Annotated in this window: 15 protein-coding genes; 10 read left to right on the forward strand and 5 right to left on the reverse strand. The window is 69.2% G+C overall.

Annotated features, from left to right (window positions below; genetic code table 11):
• Positions 1-168: 168 nt before the first annotated feature.
• The 3 genes from ACWGID_RS40775 to ACWGID_RS40785 all read right to left on the reverse strand — a co-directional run bounded on the left by ACWGID_RS40775 (position 169) and on the right by ACWGID_RS40785 (position 4034).
• Positions 169-942: a hypothetical protein gene (locus ACWGID_RS40775; protein WP_452204757.1), complete on the reverse strand. Its 774-nt coding sequence runs from the start codon at positions 940-942 to the stop codon at positions 169-171.
• A gap of 320 nt (positions 943-1262) precedes the next feature.
• On the reverse strand, positions 1263-1688 hold the full coding sequence (locus ACWGID_RS40780; protein ID WP_452204758.1) for a hypothetical protein: 426 nt from the start codon (positions 1686-1688) through the stop codon (positions 1263-1265).
• A gap of 36 nt (positions 1689-1724) precedes the next feature.
• The gene (locus ACWGID_RS40785; RefSeq protein ID WP_452204759.1) at positions 1725-4034 is read right to left on the reverse strand and encodes a DEAD/DEAH box helicase; all 2310 of its coding nucleotides are present in this window, start codon (positions 4032-4034) and stop codon (positions 1725-1727) included.
• Between the two features lie 160 nt (positions 4035-4194).
• Between ACWGID_RS40785 and ACWGID_RS40790 the strand changes: the two genes are divergently transcribed.
• From ACWGID_RS40790 to ACWGID_RS40825, 8 genes are all read left to right on the forward strand, one after another.
• Positions 4195-4554 (forward strand): STAS domain-containing protein, encoded by a 360-nt coding sequence (locus ACWGID_RS40790; RefSeq protein ID WP_452204760.1) that lies wholly within the window; start codon positions 4195-4197, stop codon positions 4552-4554.
• Between the two features lie 238 nt (positions 4555-4792).
• A complete protein-coding gene (locus ACWGID_RS40795; protein ID WP_452204761.1) occupies positions 4793-7096 on the forward strand; it encodes a sodium-translocating pyrophosphatase in 2304 nt (767 codons plus the stop codon).
• Between the two features lie 148 nt (positions 7097-7244).
• Positions 7245-8474 (forward strand): DUF4142 domain-containing protein, encoded by a 1230-nt coding sequence (locus tag ACWGID_RS40800; RefSeq protein ID WP_452204762.1) that lies wholly within the window; start codon positions 7245-7247, stop codon positions 8472-8474.
• Positions 8475-8774: 300 nt separating this feature from the next.
• Complete coding sequence (locus ACWGID_RS40805; protein ID WP_452204763.1) at positions 8775-9770, forward strand: ABC transporter ATP-binding protein; 996 nt, start codon at positions 8775-8777, stop codon at positions 9768-9770.
• A 1-nt stretch (position 9771) separates the two neighbouring features.
• Positions 9772-10521 (forward strand): hypothetical protein, encoded by a 750-nt coding sequence (locus ACWGID_RS40810; RefSeq protein WP_452204764.1) that lies wholly within the window; start codon positions 9772-9774, stop codon positions 10519-10521.
• 186 nt (positions 10522-10707) lie between these two features.
• Entirely contained in the window at positions 10708-11499 is a 792-nt protein-coding gene (locus tag ACWGID_RS40815) for a DUF2785 domain-containing protein (protein ID WP_452204765.1), read from the forward strand.
• Positions 11500-11826: 327 nt separating this feature from the next.
• Complete coding sequence (locus ACWGID_RS40820) at positions 11827-13131, forward strand: cytochrome P450 (RefSeq protein WP_452204771.1); 1305 nt, start codon at positions 11827-11829, stop codon at positions 13129-13131.
• A gap of 57 nt (positions 13132-13188) precedes the next feature.
• Positions 13189-13674, forward strand: a complete 486-nt coding sequence (locus tag ACWGID_RS40825) for an NUDIX domain-containing protein (RefSeq protein ID WP_452204766.1) — start codon at positions 13189-13191, stop codon at positions 13672-13674.
• 2 nt (positions 13675-13676) lie between these two features.
• Here the strand turns inward: ACWGID_RS40825 and ACWGID_RS40830 are convergent, their stop codons facing one another.
• Positions 13677-14486: a TIGR03619 family F420-dependent LLM class oxidoreductase gene (locus ACWGID_RS40830; RefSeq protein WP_452204767.1), complete on the reverse strand. Its 810-nt coding sequence runs from the start codon at positions 14484-14486 to the stop codon at positions 13677-13679.
• A gap of 205 nt (positions 14487-14691) precedes the next feature.
• On the opposite strand from ACWGID_RS40830, the gene ACWGID_RS40835 reads away from it, so the two are divergent.
• Together ACWGID_RS40835 and ACWGID_RS40840 are read left to right on the forward strand one after the other, a co-directional pair.
• Positions 14692-16254 (forward strand): diguanylate cyclase domain-containing protein, encoded by a 1563-nt coding sequence (locus tag ACWGID_RS40835; RefSeq protein WP_452204768.1) that lies wholly within the window; start codon positions 14692-14694, stop codon positions 16252-16254.
• Positions 16255-16286: 32 nt separating this feature from the next.
• A complete protein-coding gene (locus tag ACWGID_RS40840; RefSeq protein ID WP_452204769.1) occupies positions 16287-17849 on the forward strand; it encodes a diguanylate cyclase in 1563 nt (520 codons plus the stop codon).
• On the opposite strand, the gene ACWGID_RS40845 is transcribed toward ACWGID_RS40840, so the two are convergent.
• Positions 17843-19285 (reverse strand): DUF7059 domain-containing protein, encoded by a 1443-nt coding sequence (locus ACWGID_RS40845; RefSeq protein ID WP_452204770.1) that lies wholly within the window; start codon positions 19283-19285, stop codon positions 17843-17845. The genes ACWGID_RS40840 and ACWGID_RS40845 overlap by 7 nt on opposite strands.
• Between the last annotated feature and the right edge of the window lie 91 nt (positions 19286-19376).

The raw sequence follows: 19376 nt of genomic DNA on the forward strand, positions 1-19376 counted from the left end.
CGGGGGGGGCGCCCCCCCCCCCCCCCCCCCCCGCCCCCGCGCCGCGGGGTGGCCCCGCCGGGCATAACCCCCCCCCGGCCCCCCCCCCGGGGGGGCGGGGCGGCCCCCGCCGCGGGCCCCCCCCCGCCCGTCCTCTTCTCGGTAGTGTCCGGTAGGGATCCTTCCCGGCTAGCTCTGGGCCAGCTGCATCATCTGCTTCGGTAGCACCGACATCTGGGCCGGGACCGGTAGCTGCGGCCTGAGCAGCGACAGCAGGCTGGCGGCCGCGCCCGCGATCGGCAGCGGCAGGGCCAGGCCCAGCGATGCCAGCAGCGCGTTCACGAGAGCCAGTACGGCGCCCAGGATGTCCAGGCTCGGCACCGGCAGCCCGGCCCACGCCTGGATCGGCGTGCCGGCAGCGCTCATCGTGCTGCTGCCGGTCGGTTGCGCTTGCTTGGCCTTCCCCTTGCCAAGCAGCGATGTCAGGGCGAGGCCACTGGCCGCGTTCACGAACGTGCCGCTGCCCTCGTCGTAGTTCCACTTCTGCCCGTCGCCGCTACGGCAGGGCAGTACCAGCAGTGGTGCGGAGGACGGCACCTTGGCCAGGTCCGCTCCGCTGTCCAGGCAGGCTCCGGTCGTCGCAAGGGCGCCACCGACGCTCTTGCTCATCGCGACCTGCAGCTGGCCGGACTCGGTGTAGATCCACTCCTGGGTCTTGCCCTCCTTGCCCGGGGCACACGCCATCATGACCGCCATCGGGACCTTGTCGGCCGCCACGAAGGTCAGGCAGTAGCGAGTGTCGGAGCGAGTGGCGATCTGCTGAGCCACTCCCACCGTGACGCCCTGGGCCTTCGTCTCACCGGAGCCGGGGTTCGCGGCCTGGGCCGGTACGGCGGTGGCGAGTGCGACGCTGACCGCGAGCACCACCACGCCGGTGCGGCTGAACAGTTTTCGGATGATCAAGACAACCTCCAGAGGTCGTGCCATCGCAGTAGGCGTCAGGTCGTCGGGACCCCGTGGCGCGAGCCGGCGAACCGGCAGTGACGCAGCGCGACGTTGACGCCACAACCAGTAAGGCACAGGAGTGACCGGTGAGGTTATGCCGATTTCAGGAAACTTGATGCCAATGGCAACTAACTGCCAACCTGAAGTCGTTGCGCGAGGCATCGACATCAGGCTGCGAGGTTGCTGCTCGATCGCTGTGAGCTGTTCGAGATCCTACCGTGATCCGACCGATTTCGGGAGTCCTCCGCGATGGTCGGTGCTGTGGGCAACGGAGTTTGTCAGTGCGGCTGACGGTGGTCCGTGGGGTCGACGGAGGACTCCCGTACGACGTGCTCCTCCGTGGCCGGTAGCTCGTCGGCGAGGGTCTCGTCGCGCTCCGTGGACAGCTCCGGAGTGCTGTCACCGTGCGTGACCTGGGTGCTGTCGTCGTGCGTGACCTGAGCGCTGTCGCCGTTCGTGACCTGAGCGCGGAGATCGCGCATCTCCTTGCGGCGGCGCCACCCGCGGCCGAGCCCTTTCTTCAGCAGCCACAGGCCGGCGACCAGACCGGCGCCGGTGACGGCGCCGAGGAAGTACACAGTCGGCACCGAGACGCCGAAGTCGACGCCGAACACCTCCAGCTTGGTGGACGCGGTCGAGGACACCGAGACGCCCAGTCCGAACAGCACGGCGAGGGCGATCAGGACGATTCCAAGGACGGCCATGGCGAGCTGCCTCTCTGCCGGCCGAGTGCCGGCCGTTCAGGCCTCACTGCTCAGGAGTGCGGAGAGCAGCGTCACCGCGCCGCTCTTGTCGAGTGGGTTGTTCTGGTTCCCACACTTGGGCGACTGTACGCACGACGGGCATCCATCCGTGCATTCACAGTGTGCAATCGCCTCGCGTGTCGCCGTCAACCATTCGCGCGCCGCGGCGTACCCGTGTTCGGCGAAGCCCGCGCCGCCCGGGTGGCCGTCGTACACGAAGACGGTGAGGCGGCCGGTGTCGGCGTGCCGGGCGGTCGAGACGCCGCCGATGTCCCAGCGGTCGCAGGTGGCGAACAGCGGGAGCAGTCCGATCGAGGCGTGCTCGGCCGCGTGCGCCGCTCCCGGGACGTCCTCGAGGCCGAGCGCGGCGACGACGGTGTCGGGCATCGTCCACCACACGGCCTTGGTGCGCAAGGTGCGCTCCGGCAGGTCCAGCGGCTGTTCGTCGAGTACGTCGCCGGTCGCGATCAGCTTGCGCTGGTACGAGATGACTTGGCTGGTCACCTGGACCCAGCCGCGCGCGAGCTCCGCCGTACCCCAGGTGCAGGTCTCCTCGGTCGCCAGGATGCTGATCTCGGTCACGTCCCGCGCGAACGTCGTGTAGTCCGGCGAGGCCGGCTCGACGACCGCGGCGTGCTCCTCGAGGTCCAGCGACCGGACCAGGTAGGACTCGCCCGCGTGCACGTAGACGGCACCCTCGTGGACCGAGGCGTGGGCCGAGCCGCCGTCGACCGTGCCGAGCAGCCGACCGGTCCGGTCCTCGACGATCTGCACGGTCTTCCCACCGGCCGACCGGATGTCGATGGCGTCGACAGCCCGCTCCCGCCGTGTCCAGAACCAGCCGTGCGGTCGCTCGCGCAGCAGCCCCTGCCGGACGAGCTGGGCGATCACCGTCTCAGTACTACTACCGAAGATCTCGTAGTCGTCCGTTGTCAACGGCACCTCCTGCGCGGCCGCGCAGAGCTGTGGTCCGAGGACGTAGGGGTTCTCCGGGTTGAACACCGTCGCCTCGACCGGCCGGCCGAAGATTGCCCTGGGGTGCCGAACCAAGTAGGTGTCCAGCGGGTCGTCTCGTGCGATCAGCAGCGCCAGCGCGTCCCCACCCGCCCGACCGGCCCGTCCGGCCTGCTGCCAGAGCGATGCGCGCGTGCCAGGCCAGCCAGAGAGCAGTACGGCGTCCAGTCCCGCGATGTCGATGCCCAACTCGAGCGCATTGGTCGCCGCGACGCCGGTGAGCTCGCCGCTCTGCAGCATCCCCTCGAGCCGTCGACGCTCCTCGGGTAGATAGCCGGCCCGGTACGCCGACACCTGGTCCATCAGTGCCGGGTCGACCTCGGCCAGGTTCTCCCGGGCTGTCATGGCGACCGACTCGGCGCCGCGCCGCGATCGGACGAACGCGACGGTCCGGACGCCCGTGACCACGAGATCGGTCAATAGGTCCGCGACCTCGGCTGTGGCGGAGCGGCGTACCGGGGCGCCGTTCTCACCGTGCAGGGAGGTCAATGGTGGCTCCCAGAGCCCGAAAGAGACACCACCGCGCGGAGAGCCGTCCTCGACGACCTCCACCATCGGCAGACCGGTCAGGCGTTCCCCGGACGTCGCCGGCTCGGCCACGGTGGCTGAGGCGCAGATGAAGATGGGACGGGCGCCGTACTGCGCACAGACGCGACGGAGCCGCCGCAGTACGCCGGCCACGTGGGCACCGAAGACGCCGCGATAGTGGTGACACTCGTCGACCACGACGTACTGCAGGCTGCCCAGGAAGCGCGCCCAGCGCTGGTGGTTGGGCAGAACCGACCGGTGCAGCATGTCGGGATTGCTCAGCACGTACGTCGCGTGGTCGCGGGCCCAGTCGCGCTCGGTGCGCTCCGAGTCGCCGTCCAGGGTCGTCGCGCGCAGTCCAGGCACCGTGTACGACGACACGGCGCGCAGCTGGTCGTGCGCCAGCGCCTTGGTCGGCGACAGGTACAGCACCGAGGCCGTCCGGCGGTGTGGCGAGGCGGCCTGCGCGATGCTCAACGTGGCGAAGGCGGGCAGCAGGTACCCGAGCGATTTGCCGGAGGCCGTCCCGGTCGCCACCACGACGTGTTTCCCGGCGTACGCCGCTTCGGCGGTCGCGACCTGATGGGTCCAGGGGGCGGTGATGCCGCTGTTGCTCAGCTGGCCGAGCACGTCGGCGGGGACCCACCGCGGCCAGTCGCACGTCTGTCCCGGCCGGGGTGGCACCGACTCGACATGCGTCAGCCGGTCGTCACGGCCCGCGGCCAGCCGTTTCAGCACTGCCGCCGCCTCACCACCCGCACGCATACCGCGAGCCTAGTCTTCGCCACGGACAGCTTCCGGCTGAGGATGAACTGAGAATGCACGCGCGGATGCACGCGGCTTTTTCCGGAGGGGAATCGACTTCGGTCTGACGAGATGAAAGAGTTTTCGGTAGCGGGTCTTCTCACGGTCCGTACATGGTTGAATGCAGCAGTTCACGGGATCGGAGGCCGAAGTGGATCTGTCGCTGACCGCGCGCGCCGAGGGCGGGCGCACCGTCATCGAGGTGGCGGGGGAGATCGACGTCTACACCGCACCGAAGCTCCGCGAGAAGATCGCCACGCTCGTCGACGAAGGGCAGTACGACCTCGTCATCGACCTGGAACGCGTGGAGTTCCTGGACTCCACCGGTCTCGGCGTCCTCGTCGGCGGGCTCAAACGGGTGCGCACCCACGACGGGTCCCTGTCCCTGGTCTGTACCCAGGAACGGCTGCTGAAGATCTTCCGGATCACCGGCCTGACCAAGGTCTTCGACATCCATCCGGACGTCGCGTCGGCGATCTGACAGAAGCGAAATGGTGTCCGCACCACTACGAAGGGTGATCATCCCGCTCATGTTCCGGCACAGGTCTTGCCCTGCCGACCCGGTATGGCGTAGACCACCCTGTCGTCAGGTCTGGTCGCGAACCCGTTAAAGTAGCCCACCGCGCCAGACCGCTGGCGCTGTGTCGTATTTCCCCAACCCTTCGGTTGCGGCAGACGGGGGCCGTCAAGCCTGGATGGGTTGCCTACAAGGAGGACGGATGTCCGCACGGCTTGTGCCACAAGCGGTGGATCTTTCGTCGAGCAACACCACACTGGTGATCGTCGTCGGGGTGATCGCGATCCTCGCGGTCGCCATTGCGATGGTCTTCCGGGGCCAGGTGCTTGCCGCGAACGATGGCACCGAGAACATGAAGACGATCGCCGCCGCGGTCCAGGAAGGCGCTTCGGCGTACCTGAACCGGCAGTTCCGGACGCTGTCGATCTTCGCCGTGGTCGCGTTTCTGCTGTTGTTCCTGCTGCCAGCACACACCGACGGCGGTAACGAGACCACGCTGAAGATCTTCCGGTCGATCTTCTTCCTGGTCGGAGCGGGCTTCTCGGCCGCGATCGGCTACCTGGGCATGTGGCTCGCGACGCGCGCCAACGTCCGGGTCGCCGCGGCCGCCCGGGACGAGGGCCGCAACCCGGCGATGCGGGTCGCGTTCCGCACCGGTGGCACCGTCGGCATGGCGACCGTGGGCTTCGGTCTGTTCGGTGCCGCGCTGGTCGTGCTGCTGTTCAAGGGTGACGCCCCGACGGTGCTCGAGGGCTTCGGTTTCGGCGCCGCGATGCTGGCCATGTTCATGCGGGTCGGCGGCGGCATCTTCACCAAGGCCGCCGACGTCGGTGCGGACCTGGTCGGCAAGGTCGAGCAGAACATTCCCGAGGACGACCCGCGGAACGCCGCGACGATCGCCGACAACGTCGGTGACAACGTCGGCGACTGCGCCGGTATGGCCGCCGACCTGTTCGAGTCGTACGCCGTGATGCTGGTGGCCTCGCTGATCCTGGGCAAGGCCGCGTTCGGCGAGCAGGGCCTGATCTTCCCGCTGATCGTGCCGGCCCTCGGCGCGCTCACCGCGGTCGTCGGTGTCTTCCTGACCCGCCCGCGGACCGGCGAGAACGGTCTGCGCACGATCAACCGGGCCTTCTACATCTCGGCGATCATCTCCGGCGTGCTCTGTGCGGTGGCGGCGTTCGTCTACCTCCCGAGCAGCTTCAAGGAGCTCACCGGCGCGACCGAGGCGATCGCCGCGCACGACGGTGACCCGCGGCTGATCGCGACCGTCTCGGTGATCATCGGCATCGTACTGGCCGCGGTCATCCTGGCCCTCACCGGCTACTTCACCGGTACCGAGGACAAGCCGGTCAAGGACGTCGGCAAGTCGTCGCTGACCGGTGCCGCGACCGTCATCCTGTCCGGTATCTCGGTCGGCTTCGAGTCCGCCGTCTACACCGCCGTGGTGATCGCGGCGGCCGTGTACGGCGCCTTCCTGGTCGGTGGCTCCGGCGTCGTCGCGCTGTTCGCGATCGCGCTGGCCGGTTGTGGTCTGCTGACCACCGTCGGCGTCATCGTCGCGATGGACACCTTCGGCCCGGTCTCCGACAACGCGCAGGGCATCGCCGAGATGTCCGGTGACGTGGACGGCGAGGCGGCCCAGATCCTCACCGAGCTGGACGCCGTCGGCAACACCACCAAGGCGATCACCAAGGGCATCGCGATCGCGACCGCCGTGCTGGCCGCGACCGCGCTGTTCGGTTCGTACACCGACGCGATCCGGTCCGCGCTGGGCGACAGCTACTCGAAGTTCGAGGCCGAAGCCCTGGTGTTCAACCCGGGCACGCTGGTCGGCCTGATCCTCGGTGCCGCGGTCGTGTTCATGTTCTCGGGTCTGGCCATCAACGCCGTCGGCCGCGCCGCCGGTGCGGTCGTCTACGAGGTACGTCGCCAGTTCCGCGACATCCCCGGGATCATGGAGGGCACGGGCAAGCCGGAGTACGGCAAGGTGGTGGACATCTGCACCCGCGACTCGCTGCGGGAGCTGGCCACCCCGGGTCTGCTCGCGCTCACCGCGCCGATCGCCGTCGGCTTCGGTCTGGGCGCCTCGGCGCTGGCCGGCTACCTGGCCGGTGCGATCGGTTCCGGCACGCTGATGGCGGTCTTCCTGGCCAACTCCGGTGGTGCCTGGGACAACGCCAAGAAGCTGGTCGAGGACGGCAACCACGGTGGCAAGGGTTCGCCCGCGCACGAGGCCACCGTCATCGGTGACACCGTCGGTGACCCGTTCAAGGACACCGCGGGTCCGGCCATCAACCCGCTGATCAAGGTGATGAACCTGGTCTCGGTGCTGATCGCGCCGGCCGTCGTCGGCATGTCGGCGATCGGCAACGACACCAACACCGCTCTGCGGATCATCATCGCGGTCGTCGCGGTGCTCATCCTGGCCGCCGCCGTGGTCGTCTCCAAGCGCCGGGAGTCGGTCATCGCCGACACCCCGGCGGAGGCGAAGGCAGCCGCCTGACGCATCGTCAGCAACGCAGCAACGCAACGGCCCGCCGGTCTTCCGGCGGGCCGTTCCGCGTGCTGGGCACGGCCAACGGCTGGACCGGGGCCAGGACGCCCACTTACTGTCGATACACGGACTGGCGCTCCGCGTGGGGAGGTGGCGCGTGCTTCGACGGCATGACACGGGCTCGACGCTCTCCCGTACGGCGGCGCTGTTGCTGGTCGCCGTCCTGGCGCTCCTGGGTACGACGCAGCAGGCGAACGCGCAGACGCCGCAACCAGACGTCGCGTACCTCACCGCCGCACACCAGCTCGACCTGACGATCATCCAGGCTGCCCACGCGGCGACGACCGCGGCCAAGAGTTCGTGTGTACGACGGACCGCCGCCCAGCTCGAACGTGAACACCGCACGCTCGCCGCACAGGAGATCGACGTCGCCACCAGGTTCGGCATCGGGCTGGTGTCGATCCCGTCGCAGGCGCAGCGTGCGCAACTTGAGGCCCTCGCCGCCAAAGCCGGCACCGCCGGGTACGACGCGGCCTGGGTTGCCCTCCAGAAGAAGGCGCACCAGCAGTACCTGGCTTTGGTGAACGGTGAATTACCGAAATCCGCCTCGCCCGCCGTCGAGTCGTTGGCGAACGGCGCCAAGCCGGTGCTCGAGATGCACCAGCGCATGCTGGCAACGCCGTGTCGCCCGGCCACGACCACTCCCGTAGTACCAACGGGTGATGGCGGTCAGGTGGCCGCGGCCGAGCAGGTCCGCTCGCGAGCAGCGTTGGTGCTGCTCGGTATCGGCGTACTGCTTCTCCTCGTCGGCAAGAAGGCTCCGGTACGGCGGCGTCTGCTCGGGGCCGGGGCGGTCGGGCTCGCGCTGATCCTGACGTTCAGCGGGCAGCACGGTGATTCCGGGAAGGTGCCGGAAGCGGGTGGGTCGGCCGCCGATCGGGAGGCCGCCGTTCCGCCGGTCAAGCTGGCGTTGCCGGGCTACCTCGACGCACAGGTGACGCCGGTTGCGACGGCGTCCGACGGCCAGCTGCAGGTACCGAAGACGAAGGCAGACGTCGGCTGGTGGGCGGCGGGCGCGGCGCCGGGCTCGGCCGGTGGCACAGTGCTGCTCGCCGGGCATGTGGACACCACTAGGGGACGTGGGGTGTTCGCGGCGCTGTCCGAGGTACCAGTAGGTGCCAAGGTGGCGGTGACGGCCGGGGACGGCGACGTGCACTGGTACCGGATCGTGGCTCGCCGGACGTACCGACAGGAAGCGTTGCCCTCCGACCTGTTCCACGGCGCGGCGAAGCCCCGGCTGGCGCTGGTGACCTGCACCGGCACGTACGACCGCGTGGCGCACCGCTACAGCCAGAACCTGGTGCTGTACGGCGTCCCGCTGGACTGACGTTGCTGCTTTCGCGTTAAACCTGGTAGTCACTTCCATCGATACGACCGAAGTTCAGCATGCTGTCGACTTTCGGCGGATGTACTCACCCGCGAGATGGGGGATCGTCGGGGTTGTGGTCAGGGCTTTAACCGATAGCAGCCAACACCGGGTGGCGGCAGAATCAACCCACGGGTGGACACACCGGATCCGCCCGGGGTCCGATGATCTGCACCGCCTAGACCTCGATACTTGATGTCATCACGACACAGCCCGCCCGACTGGGGAACGACTTCACGCCACCGAACGAGGAGTACGGCGATGATCGAGGCAAAAGGCCTCACCAAGCGATACGGCGCGACAGTTGCCGTTGACAACCTGTCTTTCGAGGTGAAACCCGGCAAGGTGACCGGCTTCCTCGGCCCGAACGGGGCCGGCAAGTCGACCACCATGCGGATGATCCTCGGGCTCGACACCCCGACGTCCGGCGAAGTGACGATCGACGGCCAGCGGTACCGTGACCTGAAGCGGCCGCTGACCAAGGTCGGCGCGCTGCTGGACGCCAAGTGGGTGCACCCGAACCGTTCGGCGCGTGCCCACCTCACCTGGATGGCCGCGTCCAACAAGTTGCCGAAGTCATCGGTCGACAAGGCCCTGGACATGGTCGGCCTGACGTCCGTCGCCGGCAAGCGTGCCGGCGCCTTCTCGCTGGGTATGTCGCAGCGGCTCGGGATCGCCGGTGCCCTGCTGGGCGACCCGGAGGTGCTGCTGTTCGACGAGCCGGTGAACGGTCTCGACCCGGAGGGCATCGTCTGGATCCGGACCTTCATGCACAAGCTGGCCGACGAGGGCCGGACGGTGCTGGTCTCCAGCCACCTGCTGTCCGAGATGGCGCTCACCGCCGAGGAACTGGTCGTCATCGGCCGCGGCAAGCTGATCGCCCAGAGCACCACCCAGGAGTTCGTCGACCGCGCCAGCGGGACGACCGTGAAGGTGCGGACCCCGCAGCTGGACCAGTTCGCGAGTGTCCTGCACCAGCAGCAGCTCGTCACCCGGATCGAGGACGTCGAGAACCAGGGCAAGGTGCTGTTCGTCGAGGGCGACCTGAGCACCGACCAGATCGGCGAGGCGGCGGCCGCACACGGCATCGTCCTGCACGAGCTGACCCTGCAGCGCGGCTCGCTGGAGCAGGCGTTCATGCAGATGACCGGTGACTCGGTCCAGTACCACGCGCACGACGAGGCGGCCGCGATGGCCGCCGAGCTCGCCGCCCCTTCCGGCACCGAGGTGGCCGCGGGTCCGAAGGAGGACAACTGACATGTCGGTAATCACTGTCGAGCGGATCAAGCTCTTCTCCACCCGCTCGCCGTGGTGGTGCATGGTGGTCGCCGCGGTCCTGACCCTCGGCCTGGCGGCGCTGGCCTCGGCCTTCACACAGGGCACGGTGACGATCGGTCTGACCCAGGGCGGGGCGCAGCTCAGCCAGATGGTGATGATGGTGATGGCGGCCCTCGCGGTCACCACGGAGTACCGTTTCGGCACCATCCGGACCAGCTTCCAGGCCGTCCCGCAGCGCGCCGCGCTGCTGCTCGGCAAGACCGCGGTCGTCGCCGGGCTGTCCGCGCTGGTCGGCCTGGTCGCGTCGTTCGGTGCCTGGGGCATCGGCAACATCTTCGCGAACGGTTCGGACCTGTCGATCAACACCGGGGCGGAGTGGCGGCTGCTGGCCGGCCAGGGCCTGGTGTTCGCGCTGTCCGCGGTGATCGCGGTGGCGATCGGCATCCTGATCCGGCAGAGCGCCGGTGCGATCGCGATCCTGATCCTCTGGCCGCTGCTGGTGGAGAACCTGTTCAACCTGATCCCCAAGGTCGGCGACGACATGTCCCGCTGGTCGCCGTTCCAGAACGCGGCGTCCTTCCTGAACCAGGGTCAGGACTTCGGCGTCAACGGTCCGCAGGGCGACTCGCAGTACGCGATGGGGCCGTGGTGGGCGCTGCTGTACTTCGCCGGCTGGGCGGCCGTGCTGATGGCGATCGCCCTGTTCTCGGCGAGCAAGCGCGACGCCTGACGATGATGATTGGACCACCCCGGTCGGAGGTTGAGGGGCCCTGACCGGGGCGCGAGCCCGGCCGGGCTGAGGGGTCCTGGTCGCGACGACCCGTGGTTCATCTGGGAGACCGGATGAACCACGGGCCGTGCTCTTTGCTGGACCGGGGGTGGCGGGTGGCGTGGCCCGGGGTCTACGGTGCCGCGCATGACCGACTGGGCGCAGGTGCGGGACACGGGGTACGCGGTTCCTGAGGGCCGTTCACCGGCGGAACTGGTGGCCGAGCTGGTCGGGATGCTGCGATCGCCGGATCCCGTCGTCCGGGACCGCCAGGCGTACTCGATCCTCGCGACCTGGATCGGGCGCGGCGTGCTGTCCGCGGCCGAACTGCGGGCGCTCGGCGACGAGATGGTCCCGCGGTTCGGCGACCCGGAGATCCAGGCCCGGACGTTCGCCCCGCTGATCCTGGACGCGATCGTCACCGCCGGCGTCGTCGAACCCAGTTGGGTGCCCCCGTTCGAGCGCTGGTACGTCGCCGAGGAGGACCTCCGCGGGTACGACGAGAAGCTCGGCTGGCTGCACGCGGTGGCGCACGGGGCGGACCTGCTCGGCACCCTCGGACTGCACTCCGCGGTCGAGCCGGTGCAGATGCTGCGGCTCGGGATCGGACGGTTGCTGACGCCCACGTCGTACGTGCTGCGGGACATGGAGGACGACCGGCTCGGCTACGCGCTGGCGGTGACGCTCACCCGCGGCGACCTGTCCGACTCCGACGCGGTCGACTGGCTGGACCCGGCGTTGCGGGCGTTGTCGCCGCCGGTCGAAGGGATCTCGCCGGTGGTCACCAACACGATCCGTACGCTGCGGGTGCTGTACGTGCTGGCCGATCACGGTCTGCGGGTCGGCGATGCGAAGAAACTCACACCGATTCCGCACCGCGAGCAGGTCAAGACAAAACTGGCTGACGTTTTCCGGATCGTCACGCCGTACTACCTCTGACACACTCGAAAGGTAGGGACCTGTGCGGCGCCCGGGGCAACGACCCGGTGGGGGACGGCGCATCCGACTTTCGTCTCGAATTTCCCTAAATCGTCCCCCAGAAACGGCATGTTGCCTTCCAGGGCGGAGTACAGGTGGTTTCAGGTGGCAGTAGAGGCGTGGTCCGTGACAAGGTTCTCTGCTGGTACGCCATGGCCCCCTCCCATGGTGGTGCCAACGCCACTACCGAAGTAGTGCAAACACCATCAGATCTGGTCCTCGGCGAGGTTAGCTTTGAGCTAAACAGCCGTTGGGGGCAGCGGGTTCTAGAGAGGGCGCGTGGAAGTCATGGTTGCGACATACCTGAAGAGATGGGTCGGCAACCGCATTCTCAGTAGAACCACCCGCAGGGGTGGTCTCGACCTGTCGAAGATGCGGATGTTTCCCAGCTCGGTCTCGATGCCGCTGCGCCGGCAGGGACTCGACCCGGTGCCGGAGCTGGCCCAGGTGCGGGAGACCGAACCGGTCCACAAGCTGGCGCACCTGTTCGGACTGAACGTCTGGATGGTCAGCGGGCACGCCGAGGCCAAGGTCGTACTCAGCGACACCACGAACTTCAGCAACGACATCCGCCCGCTGGTGGGCTCGGACCCGAACAAGCCGTCTGAAGGCATCGGCGGCCTCGGGTTCACCGACCCGCCGGACCACACCCGGCTGCGGAAGCTGCTCACGCCCGAGTTCACCAAGCGCAAGCTGGCGCGGCTCGAGCCGGCCATCGAGAAGATCGTCAACGATCAGCTGGACCTGATGGAGGCGAAGGGTTCGGTCGTCGACATCGTCTCCGACTTCGCCTTCAACGTGCCGTTCCTGCTGATCGCCGACCTGCTCGGTGTCGAGGAGCAGGACCGCGACCGCTTCCGCGCGCTCGGTCCGGCGCGGTTCGACCTGTCCGGTGGCGGGATCGGCGTCTTCGGGTCGGCCTCGGAGTCGCGCGAGTTCCTCTTCGAGATCGTCCGGAAGCAGCGCGCGAACCCGGGTGACGGGCTGATCGGGTCGATCATCCGCGACCAGGGTGACGCGATCGACGACATCGAGCTCGGTGGGCTCGCTGACGGAGTGTTCCTGGGCGGGTACGAGACGTCGGCGAGCATGCTCGCGCTGGGCACGCTGGTGCTGCTGCGCGACCCGGAGAACTTCGAGCGGATCCGCAACGAGCCGGGCGCCGTCGACGTGATCGTCGAGGAACTCCTGCGATACCTGACCGTCGTGCAGGTCGCGTTCCCGCGGTTCGCCCGGCACGACCAGGAGCTGTTCGGTCATCAGGTGAAGAAGGGCGACCTGGTCGCGGTCTCGCTGTCCGGTGCGGATCGGGACAAGGCGGTCTTCGGCGATGACGCCGAGGACTTCTACCCACGCCGTACCGTGTCGGCCGCGCACCTGGCGTTCGGTCACGGCATGCACCGGTGCGTGGGCGCCGAGCTGGCGCGGATGGAGCTGCGGGCGGCGTTCACCGCGCTGGCCAACCGATTCCCGGGCCTCGCGCTCGCGGTTCCCGAGTCCCAGCTCCGCTTCCGGGACTTCTCACTCGTGTACGGCGTCGAAGCACTCCCCGTCCGCCTGAACGCCACCACCCCCGAACAAGCCGCCGGCTGAACTCTGCCGGCCGCCCTGGCGTCTACTGCTTCGGTGCATGGACGAGGTGGAGGGTGTGTGGCGCGCGTGGTGGATGCGGAGTACGTCGCTCGGTTGCCGCGGAAGCGGGTAGCCGCCGGGGTGCTGTTCCGGTCGGCGGACGAGCGAGTCGTGCTGGTCGAGCCGTCGTACAAGCCGAACTGGGAGATCCCGGGCGGTGTGGTCGAGGCTGACGAGTCGCCGTGGGGTGCGGCGGCTCGGGAGCTGTTGGAGGAGCTCGGCGTCGAGCGGCCGCTGGGGCGACTGCTGGTCGTCGATCACGTGCACGGGTACGACGGTCGTCCGGACGCGATGGTGTTCGTCTTCGACGGTGGTCTGGTGACCGAGGCGGACGTCGCGGCCTTCACGTTCCCCGACGGCGAGATCCTGTCGACCGGCCTGTACACCGTCGACCAGGCCCGCACCCTCGGCAAACCCCTCCTCGCGAACCGCCTCACCGCCGCCGTCGAGGCCGTCCGAGAAGGCGCTGTAGCGCTCTGCGAGCACGGCAAACGTGTCGCCTGACGTCAGATCAGGTGGAAGCGTTTGGCGAAGCGGGTCAGCTCGTCGAGGTCCGGCGTGGTGACAACCAGGCGGGTGACACCTTGCGCCTCGTACGCCGCGACAGCTTCTGGCGTCACCTCGATGGAGGCCCAGCGGGTGTACTCGAGGTCGTCGCGGCCGGACGTCGTACGCACCAGCTCCCACTGGGTGGCGCGCTCGTCCGGTGTCAGCGCACCGCCTGGGAAGTAGCCGTCGCCTCGCGTCCCAGCACGGCGCGCGGCGGCGCGGCTCGAGCCGCCGACGTGGATCGGCAGGGGCGCCAACGGATGCGGGAAGCTGCTCAAGCCCTCGAACTCGAAGAACTCGCCCGAGTAGCTGACGTCCTCGCCTGACCACAGCAACCGCAGTACGTCGATCGCCTCGTCCGCGCGCCGCCCACGCGAGGCGTAGTCCACCCCCACGGCCCGAGCCTCACCGGGCAGGCTGCCGAGCCCGACCGTCAGCAGCCGCAGATGGCCCTTCGACAACACGTCCAGGGTCGCCAGCCGTTTCGCCAGCACCACAGGGTGGTGATACGGCAACAACAGCACGGCCGTCCCGAGCAGCAGCCGCTCAGTGGCCCCCGCGACGAACGTCAGCAGCTCCAGCGGGTCGCCGTACGCGAGATCCGTCGGCATCTTCACGCCGCCGAACGTCGCGTCCCGATAGAGCACCACGTGCTCCGGAACGTACAAACCCTCGAACCCGCACTCCTCAGCCCGCCGCGCAAACCCCACCAACCGCTCCGGATCCACCCCGTACGCCGGCGTGCTGTAACTGACCGCAAATCTCATCCCCGAACCGTAAAACCCTGCCCCTGAGGTCAACGCAAACCCCACCAACCGCCCTTCTCTCAGTAGTCTCGGTGTGGCACTAGGTGGTCGTTGGCCGGATCGGGTCGTGACAGGATGCGGGGTGGGTGGTCACAATGGGCGGTCCGGCCCGAGATGCGGGTGACGGAGCAGAGAAGGGCCGTCGGCGGTGATGCGGAGTGGCGAGATGGCGGCGGGCGATGCGCTGACCGACCGGATCGCTGCCGCGATGACCGCCGCGCAGTCGGGTGGCCATGCGACCGCGGCGGCGGAGATCGAGGCGGTACGGGCGGAGCTCGGGGGCGTCCCGAGTTACACGCTGGCAGCCGCCGAGTACGTGCGAGGTGTGACCGCACATCACGCCAGCGACGCGGACGAGGCGTTGCGGGCCGTGGATGCCTGTATCGAGGTCAGCCGCGCGATCGGCGAGCCCGGCTGGGAAGCGAACGCGCTGCCGATCCGGATCATCAACCTCGCCCGCAGCGGCCGCGGCGGCGACACGGTCAACGACCTGGTCGCGGCCGAAGCGGCGCTGAACCGCACCAAGGACCCTGGCCTGACCGCCTGGGCGCACACCGGCCTCGGCTACGCGTACGACGTCCTGCGGCTTTTCGAACTGTGCATTCCGCATTACGAGCGCGCCACCCAGCTCGACGACGACGTGTTCGAGCTGGCCGAGGCGGCGGCGATCGACCGGCTGAACCTCGCCGAGACCTACCTGCGCTGGGCGCACGAACTCGAGCGACTCGGCGATCCTTTGTATACAAGGGAGATCGAGGACCGCCTCGCGTCCGCGGCGTACTGGGCCCGCGAGGCCGAGCGTGTAGTGGTCGACGACGAGAGCCAGGAGTTCTGGAAACTCAGCGCCCGGCTGTGGCTCGCCGCCGCCGTGACGGCCGCGGATCCGGCACGCGCGGTCGCGGACCTGACCGTGATCCGCGACGAGATCAGCAAGTTGGGTGAGACCGAGCGGCTCGCGATCGCGGGCGCGTATTTGGCCCGGGCGCTGCAGGCGGACGGCAAGTCCGAGGAGGCGAAAGCCGCCGCGGACCGGGCCGCGGCCGACCTGATTCCGTTGGCCGACCCAGCGACCCACGTCCTGGTGCTGCAGACCCGGTCCGAGATCGAGGCGGTCTCTGGTACGCCGGGAGCGCTGGCCGGGCTGGAATACGCGCGATCGGTGTCGCGGGGCTGGTGGAAGGAGCGGCAGCGCGCGCTGAACGCCGTACGGCATGCGCTTGCCGTCCATGATCTGCCGGCCCGGCACGACGCCGAGTGGCATGCGGCGCGGCAGGATCCGCTGACCGGCGTGGGAAACCGGCGGGCCCTCGACGAGCGGCTGACCGCGGCCCGTGACTCGGCGCGCGCGGTCACCTTGCTGGCGATCGACGTGGACGACCTGAAGGTCGTGAACGACACGTTCGGGCACGCCTGTGGGGACGAATTGCTGCAGGTAGTGGCAAATCTGCTGGTAGAACAGGCGCGAGCGACCGATGCCGTGATTCGATCGGGTGGCGACGAGTTCTTCGTGGTCCTCGACCAGCCCGACGCCAAGGGCGGTGCCGCGCTGGCCGAGCGGATCCGGGTCGCCGTGGCGGCGATCGCGGCGACGACGGAGAAACCGTGGCTGCGCCGGCTCGGACTGAGCCTCGGGTACGCCGCGACCGCGGAAGGGCTCGCAGTGGAGCAGTTGGTGTCCCGTGCGGACCTGCGCCTCTACGAGGACAAGCGCCGCAGGCGGGACAGGTAGCTCGGGGTCATGATCCGGGGAGGGGAGGCGCGGTGCGCGAGACGTCGGGGGTGACCGAGCGGATCGCTACGGCGATGACGCGGGCCCAGTCCGGCAATCCGGCCGCGGCGGGCCTGGAGATCACCGCGCTGCTCGCCGAGCTGGACCCGGAGCCCAGTCATGAGCGGGCCGCCGCGGAGTACGTGCGCGCCGTCGCCGCCCACCACGCCACCGACGCGGTCGAGGCGCTGGACGCCGTCGACAGCTGCATCCGGGTCGCCCGGGCGATCGACGAGCCGGGCTGGGAGGCGAACGCGATCGCGCTCCGGATCGTCACCCTGATCCGCACCGGCGAGGGCGGTGACTCGGTCGCCGACCTGGTCGCGGCCGAGAACGCGTTGTCGCGCACGCGGGACCTGGGGCTGGCCGGCTGGGCGCATACCGGGCTGGGCTACGCCTACGACCTGCTCCGGCTGTACGAGCTGTGTATCCCGCACTTCGAGCTCGCGGCGGACGGTGATTACGACCCGCTCGGCCTGCCCGAGGCGCCGGCGATCAATCGGTTGAACCTGGCCGAGTCGAACCTGCGGTGGGCGCACGAACTCGAGCGGCTCGGCGACACGTCGTACGACGAGGAGATCCAACGACTGCGGCGCTCGGCGCATCGGTGGGCGGGTGCGGCGGTCGAGGTGATCCTGGCGGCCGATCTGCTCGGGTACTGGCCGATGGCCGGGCGGATGTGGCTCGCGGCGAGCAACGACGCGGCGGACGCCGACGAGGCGGCGGTGATCCTCAAGGACTGCCGCGATCAGCTGGCGAAGCTCGGCGATCACGAGCTGGCGGCGATCGCCGGCACGTACCTGGCCAGGGCGTATCTGGCGCTCGGCCGCGGCGACGACGCGATCGCCGCAGCGGACCGGGCGGCGAGCGACCTGCCGCCGACGTCGGATCCGCCGGTGGAGGCGCTGATCCGGCACACCGCGGTACAGATCGTGGCGGCGACCGGTGACGCCGGCGCGACGACCGGGCTGCAGTACGCGCGGGCGATCAGCCGTGGCTGGTGGGCGGAGCGGTTACGCGGGTTGTACGCCGTACGCAGCGCCCTGGCGAATCATGAGCTGTCGATCCGGCACGACGCCGAGTGGCGGGCGGCTCGCGAGGACCCGCTGACCGGTGTGGGGAACCGCCGGGCGCTGGACGAGCGGATGTCGGTGGCGCACGACTCGGGGCGGTCGATCGCGGTCATTGCGATCGATGTGGACAACCTGAAGGTCATCAACGACAGCTACGGGCATGCCTGCGGCGACGAGGTACTGCGCAGAGTCGGGACGCTGCTGTCCGAGCAAAGCCGCGCGGAGGACGTCGTGGCGCGTGCGGGTGGGGACGAGTTCGTCGTCGTACTGGCCAACCCGGACGAGCGAGGGGCGCCCGAGCTGGTGGAGCGGATCAGGACGGCGGCGGAGCGGGAGGCTGCGCGGGCCGAGGCGCCGTGGTTCGCGATGCTGCGGCTCAGCGTCGGTCAGGCGAGCAGCACGGACGGTACGCCGGTCGGTGATCTGCTGACCGTGGCGGATCGACGCATGTACTCCGAGAAGCGCCGGCGTCGGGGTCAGTAGTCCAAGAAGCCTTCTACGACGAGGCGTCGCACCTGCGGAAGGTAGTCGGACAGGACGTCGACGACAGGCCGGTCCATCAGGTCGGCCAGCGCGGCCAGGATCTGACCGGTGTTCAGCTCGCCGTCGCAAGCGCCGACGAAACCGGCCAGGACGGTGTCGACCTGTTCGGCGCGGCGCATCCCACGCTGCCGGCGGAGCACGATGGTGGCCGGGTCCTCGGCACCTGGCTGGCCGGTGGTCTCTTGAATGACGTCATCGGCGACGCGCAGGTGCAGGCCGGTCAGGTCGGCCGGGAGGCCTTCCCGCCGTTCGAAGCGGTGCAGGACGTGCGGTCCGATCGGACGCTCGATCTCGTACGGCCACGGCTCGGCGTCGAGGGTGCCTGCGACGTTGTGCAGGGTGATCCAGCCCATGCCGATCGCTTCGACGTCGTGCTCGTCCAGGTAGCGCATCCACTCGTCGTACCTGATGGTGTACTGCGGTGTGCCATGCAGGCCGGCGTCGCGGAGCCAGAGTTCGACGTACTCCGACGGGTCGAGCTGCTCGCGCTGGACGGCCCAGGCGGACCGGTCCGCTGTCCAGGCGGCGATGCGGTCCTGCCAGTTCTCACCGCGGACACAGGTCCAGTTGGCGAGCAGTTGGCACCAGCCACCATCGGTCAGGTGCTCCGGTGCCTGACGGACGAGCTGCTCCACCACAGCGTCGCCGGTGAACTCGGTCTCGCGATAGGTGAGGTCGCCGCCGGGTGGCGAGATCACGTACGGCGGGTTGCTGACGATCAGGTCGAAACGCTCGCCCCGCACCGGCTCGTACAGGCTGCCGTCGCGAAGATCGAGCTCGAGGTGATTGAGCGCCGCCGTCGCCCGGGCCAGCTGGAGCGCGCGCGGGTTGACGTCGGTCGCCGTCAGCCGGTCGACCCGATCCGCGAGATGCAGCGACTGGATGCCGCACCCGGTCCCGATGTCGAGCGCCCGCTCGGCCTTGATCGGCACGGTGAGCTGAATCAGGCTCAGACTGGCCGGCGCGATCCCGAGCACATAGTCCGACCGCATCGCCTCCCGCCGCCCGTCAAGCCCTGGCGTGAGGTCGGCCACCACCCACCACTCCCGCCCGTCCTCCGCGAACGGCCGAACATCAACCGCGGCCCGTACTTCACCCCCACTCCGCTCAACGATGCCCAAAGCAACTAGATCAGCCCCCGGAAACGCCTTATCTACAGCATTTTCCGGGACAGCCCGCTGCAGCAGGAACAACCGGATCATCGTGTCGAGCGGGTCCCCCGAGGAAGTACGCCGGTACGCGGGCGCCGTCTCGTTCCGCGCCAGCGCCCCGTTGGCCTGGTCACCCAGACGCTCGGCGACTCCGTCCACGGTGTACCCGGCGGAGGCGAACGCCGTACGCAACCCCTCGACCACATTCCCCGTCAGCTCCTGCATGCCGACATCCTCCCACCCCACTCCCCGCCCCACCCGACTCCCCGCCCCCGCCCCGCCCACGCAGCGTTTGAGGGGCGGGCCCATGAAGCGG

This window comes from Kribbella sp. NPDC054772 (genome assembly GCF_053611945.1).